General features: G+C 63.2%; 18 protein-coding genes. 2 read left to right on the top strand and 16 right to left on the bottom strand.

What is annotated here, in order from left to right:
• Nucleotides 1-55: 55 nt before the first annotated feature.
• Genes O987_RS20705 through O987_RS20715 form a run of 3 tightly spaced genes read right to left on the bottom strand, consistent with a single transcriptional unit; the run spans nt 56 to nt 4,726 of the window.
• The gene (locus tag O987_RS20705; RefSeq protein ID WP_043374483.1) at nt 56-1,354 is read right to left on the bottom strand and encodes a cytochrome c; all 1,299 of its coding nucleotides are present in this window, start codon (nt 1,352-1,354) and stop codon (nt 56-58) included.
• Nucleotides 1,347-1,916 carry a (2Fe-2S)-binding protein gene (locus O987_RS20710; protein ID WP_003052497.1) on the bottom strand — a complete coding sequence of 190 codons (570 nt, stop codon included), beginning with the start codon at nt 1,914-1,916 and terminating at the stop codon, nt 1,347-1,349. Before O987_RS20710 ends, O987_RS20705 begins: the two co-directional genes overlap by 8 nt.
• A complete protein-coding gene (locus tag O987_RS20715) occupies nt 1,916-4,726 on the bottom strand; it encodes a xanthine dehydrogenase family protein molybdopterin-binding subunit (RefSeq protein ID WP_043374487.1) in 2,811 nt (936 codons plus the stop codon). The genes O987_RS20710 and O987_RS20715 overlap by 1 nt, the downstream gene beginning before the upstream one ends.
• A 306-nt stretch (nt 4,727-5,032) precedes the next feature.
• On the opposite strand from O987_RS20715, the gene O987_RS20720 reads away from it, so the two are divergent.
• A complete protein-coding gene (locus O987_RS20720; RefSeq protein WP_003052493.1) occupies nt 5,033-6,064 on the top strand; it encodes a LacI family DNA-binding transcriptional regulator in 1,032 nt (343 codons plus the stop codon).
• Nucleotides 6,065-6,150: 86 nt separating this feature from the next.
• On the opposite strand, the gene O987_RS20725 is transcribed toward O987_RS20720, so the two are convergent.
• From O987_RS20725 to xdhC, 12 genes are all read right to left on the bottom strand, one after another.
• The gene (locus O987_RS20725; protein WP_003052491.1) at nt 6,151-7,197 is read right to left on the bottom strand and encodes an adenosine deaminase; all 1,047 of its coding nucleotides are present in this window, start codon (nt 7,195-7,197) and stop codon (nt 6,151-6,153) included.
• A 164-nt stretch (nt 7,198-7,361) separates the two neighbouring features.
• Nucleotides 7,362-8,336, bottom strand: a complete 975-nt coding sequence (locus tag O987_RS20730) for an aromatic ring-hydroxylating oxygenase subunit alpha (protein ID WP_003052489.1) — start codon at nt 8,334-8,336, stop codon at nt 7,362-7,364.
• Between the two features lie 181 nt (nt 8,337-8,517).
• Nucleotides 8,518-9,675, bottom strand: coding sequence for a BMP family ABC transporter substrate-binding protein (locus tag O987_RS20735; RefSeq protein WP_043374490.1), 1,158 nt, complete (start codon nt 9,673-9,675; stop codon nt 8,518-8,520).
• 194 nt (nt 9,676-9,869) lie between these two features.
• A complete protein-coding gene (locus O987_RS20740; RefSeq protein WP_043006985.1) occupies nt 9,870-11,015 on the bottom strand; it encodes a BMP family ABC transporter substrate-binding protein in 1,146 nt (381 codons plus the stop codon).
• 52 nt (nt 11,016-11,067) lie between these two features.
• A complete protein-coding gene (locus O987_RS20745) occupies nt 11,068-11,988 on the bottom strand; it encodes an ABC transporter permease (RefSeq protein WP_043374492.1) in 921 nt (306 codons plus the stop codon).
• Between the two features lie 3 nt (nt 11,989-11,991).
• Nucleotides 11,992-13,086 carry an ABC transporter permease gene (locus O987_RS20750; protein ID WP_003052480.1) on the bottom strand — a complete coding sequence of 365 codons (1,095 nt, stop codon included), beginning with the start codon at nt 13,084-13,086 and terminating at the stop codon, nt 11,992-11,994.
• A complete protein-coding gene (locus tag O987_RS20755) occupies nt 13,079-14,638 on the bottom strand; it encodes an ABC transporter ATP-binding protein (RefSeq protein WP_043374493.1) in 1,560 nt (519 codons plus the stop codon). Before O987_RS20755 ends, O987_RS20750 begins: the two co-directional genes overlap by 8 nt.
• A 76-nt stretch (nt 14,639-14,714) precedes the next feature.
• Nucleotides 14,715-15,647 (bottom strand): LysR family transcriptional regulator, encoded by a 933-nt coding sequence (locus tag O987_RS20760; RefSeq protein ID WP_003052476.1) that lies wholly within the window; start codon nt 15,645-15,647, stop codon nt 14,715-14,717.
• Between the two features lie 154 nt (nt 15,648-15,801).
• Nucleotides 15,802-17,877: a sensor domain-containing diguanylate cyclase gene (locus O987_RS20765; RefSeq protein WP_043374495.1), complete on the bottom strand. Its 2,076-nt coding sequence runs from the start codon at nt 17,875-17,877 to the stop codon at nt 15,802-15,804.
• A 248-nt stretch (nt 17,878-18,125) separates the two neighbouring features.
• On the bottom strand, nt 18,126-18,764 hold the full coding sequence (locus O987_RS20770) for a Crp/Fnr family transcriptional regulator (RefSeq protein ID WP_003052471.1): 639 nt from the start codon (nt 18,762-18,764) through the stop codon (nt 18,126-18,128).
• A 116-nt stretch (nt 18,765-18,880) separates the two neighbouring features.
• Complete coding sequence (locus tag O987_RS20775) at nt 18,881-20,200, bottom strand: urate hydroxylase PuuD (protein WP_043374497.1); 1,320 nt, start codon at nt 20,198-20,200, stop codon at nt 18,881-18,883.
• Between the two features lie 292 nt (nt 20,201-20,492).
• A complete protein-coding gene (gene xdhC, locus O987_RS20780) occupies nt 20,493-21,323 on the bottom strand; it encodes a xanthine dehydrogenase accessory protein XdhC (RefSeq protein ID WP_043374499.1) in 831 nt (276 codons plus the stop codon).
• Nucleotides 21,324-21,588: 265 nt separating this feature from the next.
• Between xdhC and O987_RS20785 the strand changes: the two genes are divergently transcribed.
• Nucleotides 21,589-21,999 (top strand): hypothetical protein, encoded by a 411-nt coding sequence (locus O987_RS20785; protein ID WP_019043604.1) that lies wholly within the window; start codon nt 21,589-21,591, stop codon nt 21,997-21,999.
• A gap of 85 nt (nt 22,000-22,084) precedes the next feature.
• Here O987_RS20785 and O987_RS20790 read toward each other — a convergent pair whose 3' ends face one another.
• Nucleotides 22,085-25,237, bottom strand: coding sequence for an efflux RND transporter permease subunit (locus O987_RS20790; protein ID WP_043374503.1), 3,153 nt, complete (start codon nt 25,235-25,237; stop codon nt 22,085-22,087).
• Nucleotides 25,238-25,240 lie beyond the last annotated feature (3 nt).

The raw sequence follows: 25,240 nt of genomic DNA on the forward strand, positions 1-25,240 counted from the left end.
CTGCCAGCGCTTGATGGCCAATCGCTGGCAGCTCTTTTTACTTGAAATCCCTGCTTTAGTGGGATTCGGCGCTCCTGATGGCATCCGCCACCTGGGACGGCGTCACATCCCCCTTCTGGCGGCCCCAACGCAGGCGCATATAGTTCACCAGATCGGCCATGTCTTCATGGCTGAGCTGATCGGCAAAGCCGGGCATGGCCTGCATGCGCTCGCCATGGGCCAGATCACGCTCGGGCAGGCCTTCGCGGATCACGCGCACCAGGTTCAGCGGCGTGGGAAACATGGCCGTGGTGTTGGTGTCGAGGCGCAGCGAGGAATGCGGCTGGCCCTGGCCATCGACGCCATGGCAGCCTGCGCACAGACCGAGGTAGACGCGCTCGCCATTGGCCGAGGTCAGGGTCTGAGGCGCTTCGGCAACCGGCGGCCTGGACTCAGGCTTTTCACCCTGCATCAGATAGGCGGCCATGGCCTTGAGGTCGGCCTCCTCCATATGCGCACTCGAATGCTGGAGCACGGGGAACATGCCCATGGTCATCACGCCCTGGGGCGAGAGGCCGGTGCGCAGAAACTGCAGCAGGTCCCGCTCGCTCCAGCCACGCGCGGCCATGGACTTGGGGCGCAGGTCGGGGGCGTAGGCGCCTTCGATCACATTGCCCGCCAGCGACTGCTTGAGGTCCATGGCAAAGCTGCTGGTGCGCGGCGTATGGCATTCGCCGCAGTGACCCAGGGTGTTGACCAGATAGGCGCCGCGATCGAGCGTATTGACAGCCTCGGGGGCGGGCTCGCCCGCAGGGCGCTCCAGCGCATTCCATAGCGCCAGACCGGGACGGATGCTGAACGGAAAGTTCATCTCCGGCGAGCGGTTGGCTACTTCCACGGCGCTCTGGGCCTGCAGCCAGACCCAGAGCGCATCGACATCGGCGCGCGTGATGTCGTGATAGCTGGCGTAGGGCATGGCTGGATAGAGGTTCTTGCGCCCCGGTGCCATGCCGCGCGCCACGGCGCGGTAGAGATCGTCGGCCGACCACTTGCCTATGCCGTGCTCCCTGGAGGGCGAGATATTCGTGCCGTACAAGGTGCCCATGGGCGTGACCATGGCCATGCCTCCGGCCAGCTCGGCCCCCGTGGTGGGCGAGCTGTGGCAGGCCGCGCAGTCGGCAGCGCGAAACACCTGCAGGCCGCGGTCGAACAGCTTCTGCTTCTGCTCGGCGCTGATGTTGGCAAAGTCCACCGTGGCAGGCGGCACGCTGCCGCTTGCACTGCCCGCGATATACATACCGCCCAGCACCACCACAGCTGCGGCGGCAATGCCTGCGGCGATCCTGGTGAATTTGCTGCGTTGAGCCTTATCCATGACGGCTGACCTCCCGCGTGCGCTGGCCCGTGGTCAGGCCCGGCGTGGCCAGAATCAGGTCGCGCACGGCGTGGTAGTAGCGCACATAGCCGGTGCAGCGACAGATATGCTTGTCCAGCGCGGCTTCCACGGCTTCTTCCAAGGCGTCGGCATCCACGGGCCTGGCCTGCAGCTGCTCCATCAGCACGGTGGCCGAGTTCACGAAACCCGGTGTGCAATAGCCGCACTGGAACGAGAAATGCTCGAGAAACGCCTTTTGCACGGCAGAAGCCATGATCCGGCCGGTGTCATCGGTGCGGGCGGCGCCTTCGATGGTGCGCAGGCTTTTGCCATTGAGCCAGGCGACGCCAGTCACGCAGGCCGGCACGGCATGCGGGCCCTTGCCGGGCTCGTCCACGATGATGGTGCAGGCGCGGCACACACCCTGGCCGCAGCCAAGGCGCGTACCGTTCAAGCCCGCATATTCCTGCAGGAACTCGATCATCATCAGATCCTTGGGCAGCTCATGCGGGCCGGTCTTTTGACCGTTGATGGTGGCGGAAAACTGGATACGTTGCTGCATCACAATGCCTTCTTGATTCGTTCCGCGCTCAGCGGCAGTTGATAGAAGCGCTTGCCGGTGGCGTGGGCCACGGCGTTGGCGCAGGCAGCAACGACGGGGATCATCACCACTTCGGCCATGCCCTTGGGCGGGTCGGTGCGCGAGACCGGAGGCAGCACATGACCCTCGGCCGTCCACACCGCCAGCTCGCTGGCGCGCGGCAGGTGGTAGCGGTTGAAGTTCCAGCTGCCGTTGCCGGGGCCGCTCGGCCCCAGGGGCAGCTCTTCGTACAGAGCGTGGCCGATACCCATGGCCACGCCGCCCTGCAACTGGCCAGAGACCAGCTCGGGTACGATCTGCGAGCCGCATTCCAGCCAGGTCTTGTGCCCCAGCAAGCTCACCTTGCCGGTGCCCGTGGATACGGCCAGCTCCACCAGCGTGGCGCAAGGCGCGTAGTACACCGCGCCCGCCGCCAGACGGTGCACCGGCGGATAGCTGACCTTGACGCGCGGCTGGAAGGCATAGCCGGCACTGTCCATCGCGGCCTTATGCGCCGCATCGGCACCATTGCCAAAGCGAACGGACAGCGCATCGATCTCGGCGGCAAAGCGCTTGCCGCCCAGCTCGAACTCGGCACTGGCCCAGGAGCGGCGATTGAAGGTGTGGACGCAGACACCGGTGATCAGACCCAGCTCATGGGCGCGTGCGGCCAGGCGCTCCAGCGTCAAGGGCTCCATGGCTCCGGCCACCAGCTTGCCGTCCTTCCACTCGGCTTCATCGAGCGAGACCGGCATGCCCTGCAGCGGCCCGCCAAACGGGTTGCCCCAGATGGACAGTGCCGCAGGCCACAGACCATGGGCCAGCAACAGCTTGGCGGCCTGGCGCGTGGTGTGGGTGAAGTAGTAGGCCGAGTTGGAGGCTGATTGCGGCGAGGTGAAGCTGGGCACCCAGTACGGGTCCTGCGACTGGCGATCCTCATCGGCCTGGGGCGTGGAGTTGGGTTGCTCCTGCGTGTGCACGGGCATCTCGGGCCATTTCTGCGCCGCAAACTCCACCTCGTCCACAGGGCGGCCGAGAAAGGGCTCTGCCGCCAGCATCTGCGCCGTGGTGGTGCCGGTGCCGATTTCTGCCGTGATGTGCTTCATCTTGAGCTTGCCTTCGGGCGATAGCTCGATCAATGCCAGCGCGGCTTCGCCGGCGGTACCAAAGCTTTTTTGCACCGAGGCAAAACCCACGCCGTAGCGCATGCCGGGATGGGCGGCCTCGTACTCGGCCTTGCGTTGGGCACGGTTCACCCACACCGGATCCTTGGCGGCCAGGGCGAGAATCTCGCCGATGCGCAACTGACCCGCAGGCACGGCGCCCTGGGTGTTGCGCAAACCTGTACGCAGCATGTTCTTCTGGCGCAGCGCGATGGCATCCATGCCGATCTGCTCGGCAATTTCATCGACCAGCATTTCGGTCGGAGCCATGGACTGCAGCGTGCCGTAGCCGCGCACCGACCCCGCCGTGATCTCGCTGCTGGGGAAGACGGCCACCGACAGATCGCTCTTGGGAAAGTAGTACACCGACTGCGAAGAAGCGACACCAAGCGTGCCCACCGAAGGGCTGAAGTTCATGGTGCCGCCGCCATCGCCGCGCATGTCCACCGAGAAGGCCTGGAACTGCCCCTGGGCATCCACGGCAATCGTGGTCTTGAGGTCGAAGGGGTGGCGCTTGAGTGCGAACTGGAAATGCTGCCAGCGGTCCAGCGCCAGGCGCACCGGACGGCCTTGCGCATACAGCGCCGCCAGGCCCACATAGAAAGGAAAGGAGTGATGCTCCTTCTGCCCATAGCCCACGGTGTAGGCGCTCAGATAATCCATTTCCTTGAGCGCAAAGCGGCTGGCCTTGACCATGCCGACCACATGGCCCGCCGTGGCGTAGGGCGCCTGGGTGGCGCCCACCATATGCATCACGCCCCTGCTCTCTTCATACCAGGCCAGACCGTTTTCGGGCTCCAGAGCGGCGGGCTCCATGGACTGGCTGTGGTAGTCGCGGGAAAAGACCTGGGTGCCCTCGGGCGGCTGCTTGAGCAACTGCTGGATCTGGGCCGAATACTGCATGGCCTTGCCATGCTTGGGATCGTCCGCGCCAGGCCATTGCACCTCGGGGCCGGTCAGCTGCGGGCGCACGATACCGTTGTACAGAGGCGCGTACAGATCGGGCTCGTCGTGCTTTTCGGCTCCCATGCGCACATAGCGCGCGGCCACATAGGGCTTGCGCTTGGGTGGTGTGGCGGCTGCGCCCCACTGGAAGATTCCGTCATTGAAACGCAGCAGGCGCACGGCTTCGCGGTAGCGCTCGTAGTCATGCCAGATCCCCATGGCCACGGGCTGGCCCAGCATGGGCGAGACCTGGCCCTTGGGCAAGAAGTAGCTGCCGTAAAAACCCGGCTCGGGCATGTGCACGCCATCGGCCTCGGCGCGCTCGGCGTCCACCAGCACATCGGGGGCAAAGTCCTTGCCCAGCACGGACAGATCCAGACCTTCGTAGATGCGGTCGGCACGCGGAACCATGATCAAAAGCGCATAGGACTGCTTGTCGGGCCAGCCCGCCATGTCGCGCGCGCGCAGGTCGATGGCAAACAGCTTCTGGCCCGTGACCTTGGCCATGCCGTCGCGGCGGTAGCGCAGCCGGCCGCCGTCCATCCAGGCAGCGTCCTGAGCGCTTGCCGGCTCGACCATCTGCGCCAGCGCCTGCTCCAGCGGGCGCACTGCGGCAAGCACTCCCAGGGCGGCTGCGGCCTTCAAAAAGCTGCGCCGGCTCAAATCCGATTTGGGCACATTCATTCTCCAGTGAGCAAACCGAAGCGGCGGCAGGCCAGCACCCCGGTCGCAATTGACTCGCAGCGCTGCCCGACAACCAGGGCAACGCTCGGATATCTGCGCATCGGCCGGCACTGCGGCCGGTCGGTATGGCGATATCGTTTTCAAAAAGAAAATCGATTTGGTATCTGGATTGCTTCAATCTTCTTTATGAACAATTGATGCAAAGTCAAATTAACCAAATCGATTTGGGCAAAGTAAAGTATACAAAAACTTCTGCAATGCCTGCCGCGGGCCTCGCAATGACCGCCCGCACTCTTGAGGAATTCCATGGCCGACACGCCCAGCCAACGCATCACCATCTCCGACGTGGCCCGTCAGGCCGGTGTTTCACGCACCACGGTCTCGCACGCGCTCAATGGCCGCGGTCAGGTCGACCCGGCCACACGCCTGAAGGTGGAGGAAGCTGCGCGCAGCCTCGGCTACCGGCCCAATCGTCATGCGCAGCGCCTGCGCACAGGCGGCGCCAGCATGATTGCGCTGATGTCATCCATGCCATTCACGGTCTCGGGCGGCCCCTCGCGGCTGGGGTTCTTCATGGAAGTGGCAGCTGTCGCTGCCTCGTCGGCGCTTGAACGCGGCCTGGTCATGGCGCTGGTTCCGCCGCACCGACCCGGCCAGACTTCGCTGAACCTGCTCGATATCGACGGCGCACTGGTCATAGAGCCGCAGGCCGGCGACCCCCAGCTGGCAGAGCTGCTGCAGCAGGGCCTGCCGGTGGTGTCCATCGGCCGCCCGGGTGGCGACAATGTCAACGTGCCCTATGTCGATCTGCTGTCGGGTCCGGCCACACAGATGCTGCTCACGCATATGCTGGCGGCCGGAGCCAGGCAGATCGGGCTGGTGGTCGGCGCCTCGGAGCGCACCTCCTACAGCCAGGCCGAGCAGGCCTATGCAGCCATGGCTGCAGGCCATGGCATGCAGCCTGTGGTGTTGCGCATGGACGAAGCCGAGGGCGAGGACGGAGGCCATGCTGCGGCACAGCAGTTGCTGGGCGAACACCCCGAGCTCGATGCACTGCTGGTCATGGTCGATGCCTTTGCCGTGGGCGCTGCCCGCTACGCCCAGCAGGCAGGCCTGCGCATTCCCGAAGACCTGATGCTGGCCACGCGTTACGACGGACTGCGTGCGCGCAGCTGCGAGCCGCCACTGACGGCACTGGACCTGCATCTGGAGGCTATCGCCCAGCAGGCGGTCGATCTGCTGTTCGAGCATCTGCGCGGCGACACCACGCGGCGCATGGCCACCGGACCTATGCCAGCCCTGGCGCTGCGCCGCTCCACGCAAAGAAAGCCCGGTTGAATCACTTCAACCGGGCTTTCAATCGTCGGAACCCAGGCTATCGGCGCTTGTGAAGACGGCTGCTGCGCCGCTCAGCAGTCACTTCGTCAAGCTGCGGCATACTGCCGAAACACTTCGTCAAGGCCTGCAATCCATTCTTGCTTCTGCGCCTCGCTGGCAAAGCTCGCTTCCAGGCTGTTGCGCGCCAGCTGATAGGCCTCGGGCGCGCCCATGCCCGTGGCGGCAAATAGCTGGGTGTAGTTTTCGTTGACATAGCCGCCGAAATAGGCAGGGTCGTCCGAGTTGATCATGACCTTGAGCCCGGCCGCCAGAAGGCGCGGCAGATTGTGATCGGCCAGGTCCTTGATCACGCAGAGCTTGAGATTCGACAACGGGCAGACCGTCAGCGGTATCTGCTCCTTGACCAGCCTCTGCATCAGCAGCGCATCCTGCTCTGACTGCACTCCATGGTCGATGCGCTCCACGTTCAGCACATCCAATGCGCCCCAGATATAGGCGGGCGGCCCCTCCTCTCCCGCATGGGCCACCAGACGCAAGCCCAGTTGCTTGCAGCGTTCAAACACGCGGGCGAACTTCTCGGGCGGATTGCCCAGCTCGCTGCTGTCCAGCCCGACGCCGATAAAGCGATCACGCAGCGGAAGCGCGGCCTCCAGCGTCTGCAGGGCGCTTTCCTCGCTCAGATGGCGCAGAAAGCTCAGGATCAGCGAGGAGGAAATGCCCTGCTCGATCTGAGCGTCGCGGCAGGCTCGATAAAGACCGTTGATGACGGTCTCCATCGCAACGCCCCGCTCGGTATGGGTCTGCGGGTCGAAGAATATTTCCGTGTGCACCACATTGTCGGCCACGGCACGATCCAGATAGGCACGCGCCATGTCGTAGAAATCCTGCTCATGCAGCAGCACGCTGGCACCCGCGTAATAGATGTCCAGAAAGCTCTGCAGGTCGGTGAATGCATAGGCCGCGCGCAGCGCCTCCACGCTGTCATAGGCCAGAGGTATCTGGTTGCGCTGCGCCAGCGCAAAAATCAGTTCGGGCTCCAGCGAGCCCTCGATATGCATATGCAGCTCGGCCTTGGGCATGGCGCGCAGCAGCTCAGGCAGACGGGCAACATCTACGGCAGGCACGGTGTTCATCTTTATTCTCCTTGGCGCTGCGCGCCATTCAATGTCTAGCCTATCAAACAGGCACAGCTCAGGCCATATGGCCAGCCCGACAGGTCTGCGACTTCGGTCTTGCCGCCACGAGCCCCTCGCTCACCCGCATGGACGCCAATGCGGCAAAGCCTCTCAGGCCGGTCTCAGCAGGTTCCGAAGCCTATCGCCTGGGCCTTCAGGAAGCGGCGATAGGCCGACGACATGCGGTCGGCCGCCGAGTGCATTTCCGCGCGCGGATCCAGCGGCAGGGCCTTGGGCAGCTGCGACTCCAGCACAGGCTGGTCCTGCACAAAGATGGTGTGCTGGAAGGTCTGCAACTGCTCGTCGGTCGATTCAAAGTCCGCGACCGCAAGCCGGAACCAGACACGGCTGGTTTCGGGAGTGACGGGGCAGATGAACAGACCGATCTGCTCGCGCCAGCCCTGCTTGGAGCTGCCCTCTTCGGGAATCTTGGTCAGCACGGCGGTGTAAGCAGCGGTCACCTCGTAGGTGTATTCCACCTCGGCCGCCTGGGTGGAATGCAGATTGGACTGGGGTTGCACGGCCTTGCAACCCGTCGCCAGCACGCCGGTGGCGGTGCTCTCCACCTTGTAGGCGGCAATGGCCGTGGCGTCGCGGCTGCCCAGCCAGCCTTCGTGCACAAAGCCGAAGTGGGACATGTCGAGAAAGTTCTCGATGATGCGCGGTGCACTGGCAGCCACATCGTAGGACCCGCAGTTCACCTTGCGCAGATGCTGGTCCGTTTCGGCAGCGAACACGGGCAGCTGACTGTCGGAAGGCTCAAGTCGCACCCAGATCAGGCCATAGGCTTCCTGCACCTCGAAGGCCTGCACGCGCTGCGATGCAGGGGGCGTGAAATCGGGCACGGCGGGCACTTTCACGCATTGGCCTCCCGATGAGAATTGCCAGCCGTGATAAGGGCATTCCAGATGCCCGTTTTCCACACGCCCCATGGACAGGCGTGCACCACGATGGGGGCAGCGGTCCACAAAGGATTGAACCAGTCCCTCCGCATTGCGCCACAGCACCAGCGGCTGTTCCAGCAGCAGCACGGAAAACGGCGCGCTCACCACATCGGAGGATTGGGCAACAGGATGCCAGAGGGTACGTTCAGTCATGGGGATACTCGTCATTATCGAAATACAAAGGGCCGCTCTGCGGCGGCCCTGTCGCTGCAAGTCGTTTCTGGACGACTGTTAACAGCCAACACTACGCGGCAAACCAGGGGTCTGCCTTGAAGACATGCGCCGCAAGCCGCAATCGGAGCGACAAGGCGGCGCGATGCCTGATCGGCAGTGCTTACTTGGCGTCGCCGCCGGGCACTTTGCCTTCCACGCCCTTGACGTAGAAATTGATGCCTTTGAGGAAGCCGTCGTCGGCAACCTTGTCGGCAGCGATCAGCTCCTTGCCGTCCTGGCCGGTGATTGGGCCCTTCCAGATGGTGAATGTACCTTCCTTCAGTCCCTTTTTCACGTCCTCAACCTTTGCCTTGATCTCGGCGGGAATGTCGTCGGCCAGAGAAACAATGTCGATCACGCCTTCCTTGACGCCCCACCAGGTCTGGCGGCTGCTCCACTTGCCGTCCAGTGCGCTGCGCGTGGAGTCGATGTAGTAAGGCGCCCAGTTGATGATGGACGAGCCCAGGTGAGCCTTGGGGCCGTAGGCCGTCATGTCCGAATCCCAGCCGAAGGCACGCTTGCCTTTTTCCTCGGCCGTCTTCAGCACTGCTGGCGAATCGGTGTTCTGGAACAGGATGTCGGCGCCGCCGTTGATCAGGCTGGTTGCAGCTTCGGTTTCCTTGGGAGGGCTGAACCATTCGTTGACCCAGACCACCTTGGTCTTGATCTTGGGATTCACGGACTGGGCACCCAGCGTGAAGCTGTTGATATTGCGGATGACTTCGGGAATCGGCACCGAACCCACCACGCCCAGGGTGTTGGACCTGGTCATGCCGCCAGCAATGATGCCGGCCAGATAGGCGCCTTCGTAAGTGCGGCTGTCATAGGTGCTGACATTGGCGGCGGTCTTGTAGCCGGTGGCGTGTTCCCACTTCACGTCGGCGAACTCGGGGGCCAGCTTCTGGATCACGTCCATATAGCCGAAGGTGGTACCGAACACCAGCTTGTTGCCCTGCGACGCCATGTCGCGCAGCACGCGCTCGGCATCGGCACCTTCGGGCACGCTCTCCACGTAGCTGGTCTTGATCTTGTCACCGAACTCTTTTTCCAGGGCCTTGCGGGCCTGGTCATGGGCAAAGGACCAGCCACCGTCGCCCACCGGGCCGACATAAGCAAAAGCAATCTTCAGAGGTTCCGGAGCAGCGGCGGCAGGTGCGGCAGCGGGGGCAGCAGCTGGCGCCGGTGCTTCTTCCTTCTTGCCGCAGCCCACGAGAGCGGCCGAGGCCACAGCCGTCAGTGCAGCGACCTTGATCAATGAACGCTTGTGCAAATCAGTCATTAAAGTTTCCTTGGAACAAAGAGTGAGGTTTGAAACCGGCAACAGCGCAGTACCTGGGATGCCGGTTACACCTTGGGCAATATATGCATAAACCGAGCCAAATTGCAGCCCGGTATCCTGAAAACGACAGCGCAAAAAGAAAGGCCCCGAGGGGCCTTTGATCGGACGTCGGTCGGACGTCCCGCAGTCAATGCTTATTTGGCGCCGGGCACCTTGCCCTCGATACCGTTCACATAGAAGTTGATGCTGCGCAGCCAGGCGTCGTCCGCCACCTTGCCGGCTTCCAGCAACTCCTTGCCGGTGTTGTCCTTGATGGGACCTGTCCAGACGGCGAAGGAGCCGTCCTTCAGGCCGGCGCGGGCCTTCTCCACCTTGTCCTTGATTTCCTGGGGCACGTCGTCGGCGATCTTCTTCAGATCGATGGCGCCTTCCTTCACGCCCCACCAGAAGTTGCCGGTCTGCCACTTGCCGGCCAGCGTGTCTTCCACCACCTTGCTGTAGTAGGGAGTCCAGTCGATCACGGCAGAGCCCAGATGGGCCTTGGGTGCGAAGCCGCTCATGTCGCCGTCCTTGCCGAAGGCACGGGCACCGCGCTCTTCGGCCGTCTTCAGCACGGCGGGGGAGTTGGTGTTCTGGTACATCACGTCCACGCCACCGTTGATCAGGCTGTTGGCGGCTTCGGATTCCTTGGGAGGAGCGAACCACTCGTTCACCCAGACCACCTTGGCCTTGATCGAGGGATCGATGCTCTGGGCGCCCAGCACAAAGCTGTTGATATTGCGCACCACTTCGGGAATGGGCACCGAAGCCACCACGCCCACGGTCTTGGTCTTGGTCATGGCGCCCGCCACGATACCGGCCAGATAAGCGCCTTCAAAGGTCTTGGTGTCGTAAACCGCCGCGTTGTCGGCCGTCTTGTAGCCGGTGGCGTGTTCGAACTTCACATCCTTGGCGTCAGCGGCGACCTTTTGCACAAAGTCCTGATAGCCGAAGCTGGTGGCAAAGACCAGCTTGTTGCCCTGGCCGATCATGTCACGCATCACACGCTCGGCGTCGGCAGACTCGGGAACGCTCTCGACCATGGAAGTCTCGATCTTGTCGCCGAACTTTTCCTGAATGGCCTTGCGGCCCAGCTCGTGCTGATAGGTCCAGCCGCCGTCGCCGATGGGGCTCACATACATGAAGCCGATCTTGAGCTTGTCGGCAGCAGGTGCTGCCGCAGGTGCGGCGGCAGGCGCTGCAGGAGCCTCTTCCTTCTTGCCGCAAGCGGTCAGCACCGCCATGGAAACAGCCGACAGGCCGATCATCTTGATCAGAGCGCGTTTGCCCAGAGTCGTCATTGGAGTTGTCCTCTCGTTATTTTTGAAAAGCGGATTGCACCACATTTGGGCATCACGCTCCAGGGTAGAAGGGTTTTCCCAGGGAGGCCGGCATATTGGCCCGAATCCAGGTCGGATTACGCGAGATCAGCACCAGCACCACGATGGTGGCCAGATAAGGCAGCATGGACAGAATCTGGCTGGGCACCTGAACCCCCGTGGCCTGCAGGTGGAACTGCAGCATGGTCACTCCGCCAAACAGATAGGCACCCAGCAGGACGCGGGCCGGCCGCCAGGTCGCAAATGTCGTCAGCGCCAGAGCGATCCAGCCTCGGCCCGACACCATGTTCTCCACCCACAGCGGCGTGTAGACCACGGAGATGAAGGCGCCCGCCAGACCGCACATGGCTCCGCCAAACATCACGGCCATCAGACGGATGCGTCGCACGGGGTAGCCCAGGGCATGGGCCGAGGATGGCGACTCGCCGACCGAGCGCAACACCAGGCCCGCACGCGTGCGGTACAGAAACCAGACCATCAGGGTGGCCAGCACGATGGCACCGTATACGAGCGGGTGCAGTGTGAACAAGGCCGGGCCCACGACCGGCAGATCTGCCAGGCCAGGAATCGAGTACTTGGGCAGCTCGGGCAGCTTGGCCTGTACATAGCCCAGGCCCACAAACGCCGAGAAGCCTGCGCCGAACAGCGACAGCGCAAGACCGGTTGCGTACTGGTTGGTGTTGAACCAGATCACCAGCCCGCCAAAGATGGCGGCCAGCAAGGCCCCGGCGATCATGCCCGCGCCAAAGCCCATCCAAGTATTGCCGGTGTGCACGGTAGCGGCAAAACCGGCAATGGCGGCGCAAAGCATCATGCCTTCGGCGCCGAGATTGACGATGCCCGATTTTTCATTGATCAGCAGGCCCAGGGCCGCCAGCGCCAGAACAGTGCCGGCGCTGAGGGTGGAGCCCAGCAGCAGTGCATAGGATTCCATGGATCAGGCTCCCTTCACTGCAGAAATGGCGCCGCCGACCTTTTTCGCCACCCAGCGGATGCGATAGGCCACCAACGTGTCGCAAGCCAGCAGCGCGAACAGCAGCAGTCCCTGGAAGACGCCGGTCAGCGCCTTGGGCAGGCCCAGACGCGACTGCGCCAGCTCGCCACCGATATAAAACATGCTCATGAGAATGGCCGAGAAAATCATGCCCACAGGATGCAGGCGCCCCACAAAGGCCACGATGATGGCCGCAAAGCCGTAGCCAGCGGGCACATAGGGCGTGAGCTGACCCAGGGGGCCTGCGACTTCCAGCGCCCCCGCCAGACCGGCTGTAGCGCCGGAAATCAGCAACGCCGTCCACAGCGCCTTGCGCGAGGAAAAACCGGCATAGCGTGCCGCCGACGGCGCCAGGCCACCGACCTGCAGCGCGAAGCCGGCGCGCGTGCGAAACAGGAATGCCCACAGCAGACCGGCACCCAGCAGCGAGATGATGACGCCGATATTCATGCGCATGCCCTGCACCAGCCGAGGAATCTGCGTGACGCGTTCGAAGCTCTTGGTCTGCGGGAAGTTGTAGCCCATGGGATCCTTCCAGGGACCGTAGACCAGATAGCCCAGCACCAGCGTGGCCACATAAACCAGCATCAGGCTGACCAGAATTTCGTTGGCGTTGAAGCGGTCGCGCAGCAAGGCGACGATGCCCGCCCAGACCATGCCGCCCAGCATGCCGGCGATCAGGATGGCCGGCACGATCCAGGGTCCTGTGGTCTTGTCGGCCAGCAAGGCAATGCCGCCCGCAGCCACCGCACCGATGACGAACTGGCCTTCTGCACCGATATTCCAGACATTGGAGCGAAAGCACACGGCCAGCCCCAGCGCGATCAGCAGCAAAGGCGTGGCCTTCACGGCCAGCTCGCCCAGGGCATAGCCCGATCTGATGGGTTCCCAGAAAAAGGCCTGCAAGCCCTTGACCGGATCCTTGCCCAGCAGTGCGAACAGGCAGACCCCGACCAGCACGGTGATCAGCAATGCCAGAATCGGCGAGCCATAAGTCCAGAATCTGGATGCCTGGGGGCGTTGTTCCAGCTTAAGCATGGGCACCTCCCTGCACCGCCGCCGCACCCCACAGGCCGCTCATCCATTCGCCAATCTGCTGCACCGTGGCAGCCGCTCTATCCACCGAAGGACTCAGGCGGCCCTTGGCCACCACATGCAGGCGGTCACAAATCTCAAACAACTCGTCCAACTCCTCACTGACCACCAGCACGGCGCAACCCTGGTCGCGCAGCTTGAGAATCTCGCCCCGGATCTGCGCCGCAGCCCCCACATCCACCCCCCAGGTGGGCTGAGAGATGATGAGCAGACGCGGCTTGGCATCAATTTCACGACCCACGATGAACTTCTGCAGATTGCCGCCCGAAAGCGACTGCGCGGCCGAGTTCGGACCGCCAGCCTTGACGTTGAAGCGGCCGATGATGTCCCGCGCCTGCGCCTGCAGCGCCGCCATGCGGATCCAGCCGCCCTTGCCCACTGCGGTCTTGCGCGTCAGCAACAGGTTGTGGGCCAGGCCCATGCTGGGCACGGCTCCGCGCCCCAGACGCTCTTCCGGCACGAAATGCAGGCCCATGCCACGGCGCCGACCCGGCCCCATGCGTCCGACGCCCTTGCCCAGCAACTGCACGGCCTCTGCCTCGGAGCGTGTGTCCTCGCCGGACAGCGCATACATCAGCTCCTTCTGGCCGTTGCCGGAGACGCCTGCAATACCGACGACTTCGCCCGCACGCACCTGCAGCGCAATGCTCTGCAGATCGACACCGAAAGGGTCCTGGCTCCTGAGCGACAGCCCCTGCACGCGCAGCACGGTATCGCCGGTATTCGCCGTGCGGTGCTCCAGCTCCGGCGGCTCCGAGCCGATCATCATGCGCGACAGCGAAGCATTGGTCTCGTTGGCCGGATTGCACTCCCCCGTCACCACGCCGCCGCGCAGCACCGTACAGGCCGTGCACAGCGAGCGGATTTCATGCAACTTGTGGCTGATATAGAGGATGGAGCAGCCTTGCGCAGCCAGGCGGCGCAGCACCACAAACAGCATCTCCACCGCCTGGGGCGTGAGCACCGAGGTGGGCTCGTCCAGAATCAGCACCCGGGGATTGGTCAGCAGGGCACGGATGATTTCCACACGCTGCATTTCGCCGACGGAAAGCGTGTGCACGGGGCGATGCGGATCCACCTCCAGCCCGTAATCGCGAGCCGTGGCCTGAATGTTCTCGATCACCTTGGCCAGTGCAATGCTCTTGTCCAGGCCCAGCCAGACGTTCTCCGCCACGGTCAGCGTGTCGAACAGACTGAAATGCTGGAACACCATGGCAATACCCAGTGCCCGGGCTTCCTGCGGATTGCGGATCTGCACCAGCTTGCCGTCGACCAGGATGGCGCCCTCGTCAGGCTTGACCGCACCATAGATGATCTTCATCAGCGTGGACTTGCCAGCGCCGTTTTCGCCCAGGATGGCGTGGATCTCGCCGGGCTTAACTTTCAGCGATACCTTGCTATTCGCAACCACAGCCGGGTACCGCTTGGTAATACCCTCCAACTGCAAACGCGCAGGCGCACTCGCAGAGGGGGAATGTGTCGGGGGGGGATTCATCGCTGGATTGTCTCTCAATTCAAATAACAAATTGACTCAAACAGGCTCTATGCGCTGAACAGGAATACGATACAAGCTATTGATTTCGCAGCGTTAGTGCAACATTGCGAACCACCTCTCGCAGCCAGCGTGTGGCGGCACCAGCATGTGAACGCGCATGCCAGAGCTGGTAATAGACCAACGGGGGGAATTCCACAGGGCAAGGCAATATGGCCAGGGACAGACGTTCACTGAAACGCTCGCAGAACAATCTGCCCGAGGTCATGACAAGCAAGCTTGATGCCACCATGTCGGGTATCAGACTGAAATGCGCGCAGCGTGCCACCACCTGGCGACTCAGGCCCATGCCCGCCAACTGTTCGTCTATCACGCCCAGGGCACCGGGATAGGCCGGTGTAGGCGCAATGTGCTCGGCCTCCAGCCATTGCTGTATATCCCAGCCCCTGCGCACTGCCGGATGCTTGGGACTGACCAGGCAGACCACCTCGTCCTCGAACAGCTTGGCCATGTGCAGACCTTCCGGAGGCTGCGGCCAGTTGCCGATGACCACATCGATCTCGCCATCGGCCAGTTGCCCCTCGTAATGCGCCTCGGCGCTCAGCGGCAGAAAGTCCACCGGACAATGCGGGGCCTGCGCTTTCATGGCCGACATCAGCCGCGGCAGGAACTGGGGATCCAGATAGTCACTGGCCGCAATGCGGAAAGTACGCGTCGAGGTACGCGGGTCAAAATGCCGCGCATCGCTGAACAGTCCTTCGGCGGCACGCAGAATGTCTGCCGAAGGCTGGACCATGCGCAGACCCACATCGGTAGGCTGCATCTGTGCCCCTGACCGCACCAGCAGAGGATCGCCCGCCAGTTCGCGCAGACGCCGCAAGGCGGCCGACACCGCCGGCTGGTGCATGCCCAGCCGCAGGGCCGCCCTGGAGACGCTGCGCTCCGTCAGCACCGTGTGCAGCACCCTGATCAGGTGCAAATCTATCTTGTCGAACAAGGTCTGGTCGCGCATAGGTCACGGCCATCCGGGCACTTGGCACGGCCAGCCTCATCCATTTTGTATACAAAGCAGCCGCAGAGCGTAACTCAGTCAGCCCCTTTGAGCAGCCAAGGGATTGCCCTCTAAGCCGTCATATCTGCCTTGAATTCGGCATGCTCAATCCGGCTCAGACCGCCGCCGTCATCACTTCCACGCGGTTGCGCCCTTTGCGCTTGGCGGCATAGCAGGCCATGTCGGCCCCCTTGAAGGCGCTGGCCGCAGTGTGGTAGCTGGCATCCAGCAGCAACATGCCGATGCTGGCACTCAACATATAGCGCTGACCCTGGTAGGAGCCCTCCCAGTCCTGGATGGCCATGCACAGCAGTTGCGCATGGCGCATTCCTTCTTCCCGGCTGATTCCGGCCATGAGAATCGCAAATTCATCGCCCCCCACCCTGGCGACCCAGCCATGGGGGCGCACCGTGGACTCGATCAACCGGGCGATATGACCGAGCACCTCGTCGCCCACCTCGCGCCCTCCCTGACGATTGACCTGGGAAAAGTGGTCCAGATCCACATACAGCACGATGCCATGCACCATGGGTTCGCTCTGGGAGCGCGAGATCGCATTCGCTCGCCCCATGCTTTCCAGATAGTCGCGGCTCGTATATTCCTGCAGCCATTCCTTGAGCCGCAAGGCGAAAGCCGTGCGGTTGGGCAGGCGCGTCAAGGGATCGTGCATGGCTTTCCAGCTCGATTGCTCGCGCAACTGGCGCTGAGTGGTCACATCCTCGAGCTCCCAGACCAGATATTGGCCATCCAGCGCCTTTCCCGACTGTTCCCAGGCCCGGTGCATGCGCAGCATGCTCTGGCCGTGAATTCGCACCCATATCGGCCTTGAATCTTTGCGCATCAGGCAGACTTCGCCATCAAACTGTCCGTAGGTATCCAGTGCACGCCGGACCCGCCCCATCAAATCCTCATAGTCGGCCTCGCTGGCACACAAGTCACGCACGGCCAGGCCCTGCATTTCCCGAGGCTGATAGCCCAATACCCTGGCGGCCTGCATGCCCACACGCTGCACCGTGGAGCCATGCGTCACGATCAGCCCCACAGGGGCATAGTCCATCAAGGTCTGCAGCTGCATCTGCAGTTCACGCTCCTGCTCGCCATGCGCCTCGTATCCGCCACCCAGGGCCTGCAAGGCAGAGCGCAGAGTCTGGGCCTCTCCCCAGTCATGATCGGACAGGCCATGCCACCAGTTGGCGCCCCGGGTGGCCGAATCCATCTCCAGCATCAAGCCGCGTCGGGAAGCCCGCTCTGCCGAGCGAAACAAGGCCGTCAACGGATAGGCGATCAGGCAAAGCACCACACCCAGCAGTCCGGCCAATGCCAGCAAGGCCGTGGCCAGCCAGCCCATCATCCTGGCCGAGACTCCGGGCACCCATTCCTGGACATCGCTGACCTTCAGCAAAGTCCATTGCGCCCAGGGCAAAGGCATGGCGCTCCAGAGCTGGTTGTTTCTCTGCTCGCTGACCGCACCGGCCTGCGCCATCTTGAGCCAGGCCCGATCGATTCCGCCCGGCAGCACGGCATCGCCCGCAGCGACCGGCAATTGCCACTGTCCCTTGCTGCTGAAAGCCAGCGGACGCAGATCGCGATCAATCAGCAGCAACTGACCACCCGCTTCGGCAGAAGTGGATTCCAGCGAAAACAAAACCGACAAGGGTGCCCGGTAGCTGCCGCCAAGAACCCCCTGCAGCCTGCCTTGCAGATCGCGCACCGGCACCACGTTCTGAAACTCCAGCTGCAGCCCTGCATCACCGGGACGCACCCAGGCCTGAGTAATGGGCTTGCCCTCTGCCAGCGAGCGCTTGAGCACTTCGCGCAGCGGCTCGTCGAGCTGCTCTGCGGAAAGCGCCTGCTCCTGGCGCAGATTGACCAGCAACTGCCCCTTGCCATTGGCAAGCTGGATCTGCTCGTACTGCTGCGCCATGGATGCGGGCTGCCTGAGCAAGGCCTCCAGAGACTCCTGGGAGTCGTGCATATGCCCCGCCAGCACAGCGGACAGAGCATGCAAGGGCTTTTGCTGCTGTTCGACCCTGAAGGCCAGCGAACGCGCCGCGTACTCCAATGCCTTGGTCTGCGCCGGCAAGGCTCCATCCGTGACGGCCCGGCGCAGGGAGTAGGCCACCCAACCCGCAGCGCCGGTGCCGGCCAGCAGCACAGCGATCATGGCAACCAGCACCATGCTGCGCAGCATGGGCCCGGGCCCTCTGCGTACCCGGCCAGCATCTGCTACGGCAGCAGCCTCCTCTGGCTGCGGCGGCGCAACCCAGGGCGGCTCTGATGGCAGTGAGAGGACAGCATCTGACATGGGCCTCAATATAGAGAGCCGATGTCTGCAACCCAACGAGAGGAAACCCCGGAGGTTGTCGATAAATGCTACGCCGAGCGACTCCAGTCAGCGCATTGCCAGACGTTGCGGGGCCCAGGGGCCCGGCCCGGTATTTACCCCAGCGCCAGCACTTCCAGAGCGCCCGGCCTGGGCAATTCAATGACATTGCCCCGCCCGGCAATCAGACCATGCTCCCGCAACTGCCTGAGCACGCGCGAGAAGGTTTCCGGTGCAATCCCCAGCTGGGCGGCAATCATGCGTTTGCGCGCCTTGAGGGTGACACGCAAGCCAATGCCGTTTCCAGCCGGACTGGCATGGCTCAGCAACCACTGGGCACAGCGGGCTTCTGCATCCTGCGACAGACGACTGACCGCCAGATCGGTCTGCGAGCAATAGGCCTTGGCCATATCCCTGAGCAGGTATTGCACGGCCGGGGCCAGCTCCGCCACAGCACCGAGAAAGCGCGCCAGAGGAATGATGTAGATGCGCCCTGCGGTCTGTGCCTGCATATCGAGGCAGGAAGGGCGATCCTGCAGTGCAAAAGCCGCGTCCAGCCAAGCCGGCCCTTCCACCTGTCCGAGGTGATGGCGCATGGCTGAATCCTGTCCCACACCCAGCATCACGCTGCCGCTTTCCAGGTACAGCACCGAATCGAGGGATTTACGACGTTGCCTGAGCCAGTAGCCTGGAGCAAAGCTCTCGGGCTGCCCAAACGTGGAAGCGATTTGCGACATGGAGGGCATGGTGAACATAGGCTGCACTGTGCCGGTCTTTTCGCCGATTCATGTTGAGCCACGTCAACAAGGCATGGTAAGCAACAAAAAAGCCGCAGTGAAAACTGCGGCTTTTGCGCTTCACAAGCCCATACTCAGTTCACGGCGGCGCCGGACTCGTACCAGGTCTTGATCAGATTGCGCTCGTCCTCGGACAGTGCGCCAGGGTTGCCGAAAGGCATTTTCTTCAGCTGCACCACCTGTTGGTAGATTTGCTGAGCGTGCGACTTCACAGCGTCGGGCGAGTCCAGACGGACAGCCTTTTGCTGGATGGCCGTGCCGTGGCAGACCACGCAGTGCTGCTGGAAGATGGCATTGACCTTGGCGAAGCCTTCGCCACCAGCGGCAGCTGGTGCTGCGGCTGCAGGTGCCGTGGCTGCGCCTTCGGCGGCGGGAGCTGCTGGCTCGGCAGTGGCAGCGGGCGCTGCGGGAGCAGCAGTCGCGGCCGGAGCAGGAGCGGCAGGCGCTGCAGCAACGGGAGCGGGCACGGGCTTGAGCCAGACGAAAACGGCCAGCAGAGCAGCCACGCCCACAGCAGCGTAAGGCCAGGGGTGGTTGTTGCGGCCCAGCTTGTAACCGTGGCGCATCACGAAGAACTGGCGAATGGCAGCGCCGGCAAACATCATGCCGATCAGCACCAGCCAGTTCATCTTGTGGCTATACAGCCAGCCGTAGTGGTTGGACAGCATGGCGAACAGCACCGGCAGCGTGAAATACGTGTTGTGCACGCTGCGCTGCTTGGCACGTTGGCCGTGACGCGGGTCCACGGGCTCGCCAGCCTTCAGGGATGCCACCACCTTGCGCTGGCCAGGAATGATCCAGAAGAACACGTTGGCGCTCATGGAGGTCGCGATCATCGCGCCCATCAGCAGGAAGGCAGCCTGGCCGGGGAAGATGTGGCAGGCCAGATAGGCTGCGATACACACCAGCACCAGAACCATGGCGCCGACCGTGGCATCGCCATTCTTCTTCTGACCGAAGGTGCGGCAGATGAAGTCATACAGCAGCCAGAAGACCACCAGGAAGCCCAGAGCCGAAGCCACTGCAGCGCCGGTGCTCATGGCATTGGGGTCGCCGGGAGTGACCAGATAGATGTTGGCGTTCCAGAGGTAGGAGACCGTCAGCAGGGCAAAACCGGACAGCCACGTGGTGTAGCTTTCCCAGTAGAACCAGTGCAGGTGATCCGGCATCTTGGGAGGAGACACATTGAACTTCACGGGGTGGTAGAAACCGCCACCGTGCACAGCCCAGAGTTCGCCGTTGACGCCCTGCTTTTTCAGGTCATCATCCACGGGCGGCGTCAAGCTGCTGTCCAGGAACACAAAGTAGAAGGAGGAACCGACCCAGGCGATCGCGGTAATGACGTGGAGCCACCGCAACAGCAGGCCGGCCCAGTCGAGAATGTAGCTTTCCATAGCTCTGAACCTTGGCAGCGTGGGGCTGCCGAACAACCTGCTCACCACTGCGGGCGCTCTGAGCAGAAGAAAAGGCCGCGCTCCCGGACGTTACACACGGGGCACCGCTGCGACCATTCTGTCGACCGAAAGTGTATGCAATTTTTGCTGCTACAACTCTCGAATTCGGGATAAACCACCCTAGAGATTTCCCTAGTACGAGAGTCATGAGCAAGTATCGGGCCTGCTTTTTAGGGCATGCAACCGGCTACCTGCATGCCCAATGCACCAAATCAGGGCACACCCCGCACCATCAGCTCGCAGGCAGGCGCTGCAGCAGCTGTGCCGCCACCGCGACCGCAATCACCTCGGGCTCCTTGCCGGTAATGCCCGGCACGCCGATCGGGCAGGTGATGTGAGCCAGCTCCTCGTCGCTGAAGCCCCGGCTGCGCAAGCGGCTGCTGAAGCTGGCCCACTTGGTCTTGCTGCCGATCAGCCCCACAAAAGGCAGGTCTCCTCGCTCGCGCTGGCGCAACAGGCATTGGGCCACCACTTCCAGGTCCTCAGCATGGCTGAAGCTCATGCTCAGCACCTGCGACTGCGGCGGCAGCTGCGCCACTGCGGCCTGGACCGGATCGGAATGCTCGCACTGCACGCCAATCTGCTCCTGCACGGGAAAGACTGCATCGCGGCTGTCCACCCAGATCACCCGATACGGCAGGCTGCGCAGAATGCGCACCAGCGCATGCCCCACATGGCCCGCACCGAACAAGGCCACGCATTGCGAGGGCTCTGGCATCAAGGCCCGCAGACGCTGGGCATCGCGGGCCTCAAACCATTCGAAGTGCAGCTCCAGAGCACCGCCACAGCATTGGCCCAGGCTGGGGCCAAGCGCATAGCGCTGGACATGCTCGCGCGAGGCGGCGCAATCCTCGTCCCACTGCACCAGCAACTGGCGCGCCAGAGCAATGGCCTGCCATTCCAGATGGCCCCCGCCTATCGTCCCCATCACCTCATCGGCAAACACAGCCATCCAGGCCCCCTCCTCACGGGGCACGGAGCCACGGGTGGCCTGCACCTGCACCCGGCACAGCGGCTGCTGCGCCAGACGGTTCAAGATTCCTTGCTGTGTTTCGCTCCACATGACTGAACGCCGATTGCTTTGATGACCGATATTCATGCATTTTCCGGTCCGCAATAGACAAGCAAGCGTATGAGCACCTTAATCGGATGCATATCCGGGCCCTGTCTGACGAGTGGTTGCAGATTTTTCACGGGGAGGCATCAGAATTCAGCCCCAAGGCTGCGGCCCCCACCCATTTACGGCTACGCTTGGCGTCATGTCCGAAACCCACGACCCCTCCCGCGCCAAACCAGTCCGCCGCCCCATGAACTGGCTGCGGGCCGGGATGATGGCTGCCGTTGCCGCAGTGCTGACCGCCTGCCAGATCGCGCCTCAAAGCCCATCCATAGGCACGACGCCTGCCGACAAGGCCAGCCCAAGCTATCGCAAGCAGGCCGCCCAGCATCTGTACGAGCGCAACTCGGGCCGCATCTACAAGGGCATGCTGCCGCCCATGCTGTATGCAATCGGCGTGTTGCAGGTCCAGCTCGACGGCCAGGGCCGTGTGAAAAACCTGCACTGGATGCGCAAGCCCAGTCACGCTCCCGAAGTGGTGGCCGAAATCGAGCGGGCCGTGCGCTCCGCCGCGCCCTTTCCTGCGCCGGGTCGCAGCGTGACCTATACCGACACCTGGCTGTGGGACAAGTCGGGACGTTTCCAGCTCGACACCTTGACCGAAGGTCAGCTGGGCGAGTAACCCCACATATCAAGCGGCCCGCTCAAACAGCGGGCCGAAGTGCCGGCGCTGCGCCGGCTGCTCTCCTGGTTCAGGACGCCAAGAATCACCCGGCCATCGCAGCGCTGCGGTCCCGGCGCGAGAACAGCGAGATAAGTACCGGGAAGACGATCAGCACCAGCAGCGGCGCCATGCTGATGCCACCGACCACCACCAGTGCCAGCGGGCGCTGTACCTGTGAACCGATGGCCGTCGAGAAGGCTGCCGGAAGCAGCCCCACGGCGGCCGCCAGGCAGGTCATCATCACGGGACGGAAGCGCACCTCGCAGGCCTCGAGCACCGCAGCCGAGCGCTCCCGCCCGCGCGCCATCAGCTGGTTGAAGTACGACAGCAGGATGATGCCTTCCATCACCGCGATACCAAAGAGCGCGATGAAGCCAATCGCCGCCGAGACACTGAAGGGCGTGCCCGTGACGAACAGCGCAAACACACCGCCCACCATGGCCATGGGTATCACGCTCAGGCCCAGCATCGTGTCCGTGAACGAGGCGAAAGTGGCATACAGCAGCAGCGCAATCAGGACCAGCGTCACCGGCACGATCACGGTCAGACGATCGATGGCGTCCTGCAGATTGCCGAACTGGCCGGCCCATTCCAGCCGATAGCCCGGTGGCAGCTTCAGCTTGGCGATGCGCTCCTGCGCCTCGTGGATGGCACCGCCCAGGTCGCGGTCGCGCACGCTGAACTTGATGGGAATGTAGCGCTGCTGGCCTTCGCGGTAGATGAAAGCCGGACCCGAGACCAGTTCCACCTTGGCGATCTCGCTCAGAGGGATCTGATGCACACGGCCGGACTCTTCGTCCTTGGCGCCCACGGTCAGGCGCTTGATGGCCTCGATGTCGTTGCGGTACTCGGCCGCCAGTCGCACCCGGATCGGGAAGAAGCGGTCGCTGCCTCGCTCGAACAGATTGCCCGCTTCAGTGCCGCCTATGGCCGCCTCGATTGCGGTATTGACGTCCCCGGTGCTCAGGCCATGGCGGCCCGCTGCCAGCCGGTCCACCTGGATATTGAGCGTGGGCTGGCCGAGCAGCGTATACACACTCAGGTCAGTGATCCCCGGAACCTCGCTCATCACCTCCTTGATCTGCTCCGAAGTCGCCTTGAGCTGATCCAGGTCGTAGCCGAACACCTTGACCGTGTTCTCGCCCTTCACGCCCGATATCGACTCGGCCACGTTGTCCTGCAGGTACTGGGAGAAATTGAACTCCACGCCGGGGAACTCCTCCTCCAGCTGCGCCCCCAGTTCGCGGATCAGGCGCGGCTTGTCCATGCCGGGACGCCAGTGCGCCCGGGCCAGCAAGGGCACATTGAACTCGGCGTTGAAGAAGCCGTTGGAGTCCGTGCCGTCATCGGTGCGGCCTTGTTGCGAGACCACGGTGTCGACCTCGGGAAGCGCCGAGATCATGCGGCGGATACGGTTCACCGTGTCATTGCCGGCCTCCAGCGAAATCGAAGACGGCATGGTGGCGCGCACCCACAGATTGCCCTCCTCCAGCGTCGGCAGAAATTCCAGACCCAGCCCACGGATACCGATCAGCGAGGCCAGCACCAGCACGGCAGCCCCGGCCACCGTGGTGAACTTGTTCGCCATGGCAGCGCGCAGCGCCGGAAGGTAGATGCAGCGCAGCTTGCGCACAAACCAGGTTTCGCGGTGCTCGGCGTTCTCCGACAGCAGCAATGCGCTCAGCGCCGGAGCCACCGTGAAGGTGGCGATCAGGCCGCCGGCCAGTGCATAGGCATAGGTTTGCGCCATGGGCCCGAAGATATGGCCTTCCACGCCGCTGAGCGTGAACAAGGGCAGGAAGCCGGCCAGGATGATGATGGCTGCGAACATGATGGGCTTGCTTACCTCGGTCGAGGCGCGGTAGATAGCAGCCAGCTTGCCGGTAAAGCCGGCGGGCACGGGCGCCAGCGGTGCCTGCGAGTCTCCATGCTCGCCATTGTTCGCATGGCCCGATAGATGCCGGAAGATGTTCTCCACGATGATCACCGTGGCATCGATGATCAACCCGAAGTCGATCGCCCCCAGCGACAGCAGATTGGCCGACTCGCCTCTGAGCACCATGATTGCGATGGCAAAGAAGAAGGCGAACGGAATGGCCGACGCGACCACCACGGCACTGCGCAGATCGCCCAGGAACAACCACTGCACGCCGAACACCAGCAGCACACCGAACAGGATGTTGAACAGCACCGTCTTGGTGGTGATTGCGATCAGCTCGCTGCGGTCGTAGATGCGCTCGATGCGCACGCCTGGCGGCAGCAGGTCGGACGCATTGATGCGTTCCACCTCGGCTTTCACGCGAGCCATGACCGGCGTGCTTTTCTCGCCGCGGCGCATCAGCACCGTGCCTTGCACGATGTCGTCGTTGTCGTCACGCCCTGCAATACCGAGACGCGGAAGCTGGCTGACCTTGACCTCGCCGATGTCGCTCACCCGCACCGGATTGCCGTTCGACTGCGTGAGCAGCGTGTTGCGGATGTCGTCGATATGCTGGATCAGGCCCACGCCGCGCACCACGGCCGACTGCTGGCCCACGTTGACGGTCTGGCCTCCCACGTTGACATTGCTGTCATTGAGTTTTTCCACCAGCTCCGGCATCGTCAGGCCGAAGGCCGCCAGCTTGCTGGTGTCGACCTGGACTTCGAAAACCTTGGTCTTGCCGCCCCAGCTCGACACGTCCAGCACGCCGGGCACGGCGCGAAAACGCCGCTCGACCACCCAGTCCTGCAGCGTGCGCAGATCGAGCACGCTGTAGCCGGGAGGGCCCACGAGCTGATAGCGGTACACCTCGCCAATCGGGCTCCAGGGCGAGATTTCGGGCTGCACGCCGTTTTGCAGCGGCGGCAGCTGGGCCAGCAGGTTCAGCACTTTCTGCAGTGCTTCCTCGTAGGTCAGGTCATAGGTGAACTGCAGACGCACGTCGGACAGGCCGAACAGCGAGATCGAGCGGATGGCGCTCAAATGCTGGGCCGTGGTCAGCCCGGTCTCGACCGGAATGGTGATGTAGCGTTCGATATCCTCGGCCGACTGGCCTTCGTTCTGCGTAATGACCTGCACGGCAGGCGGCACAGGGTCCGGGTAGGCCTCGATGTTGAGATTGGTGAAGGCAATCACGCCCACTCCCAGCAACACCAGGAACATGGCGATGACCAGACCCCGCAACTGCAGGACCGATTTGATGAGTGCGTGGATCATGGC

Source organism: Comamonas testosteroni TK102 (assembly GCF_000739375.1).
Lineage (GTDB): Bacteria > Pseudomonadota > Gammaproteobacteria > Burkholderiales > Burkholderiaceae_C > Comamonas > Comamonas brasiliensis.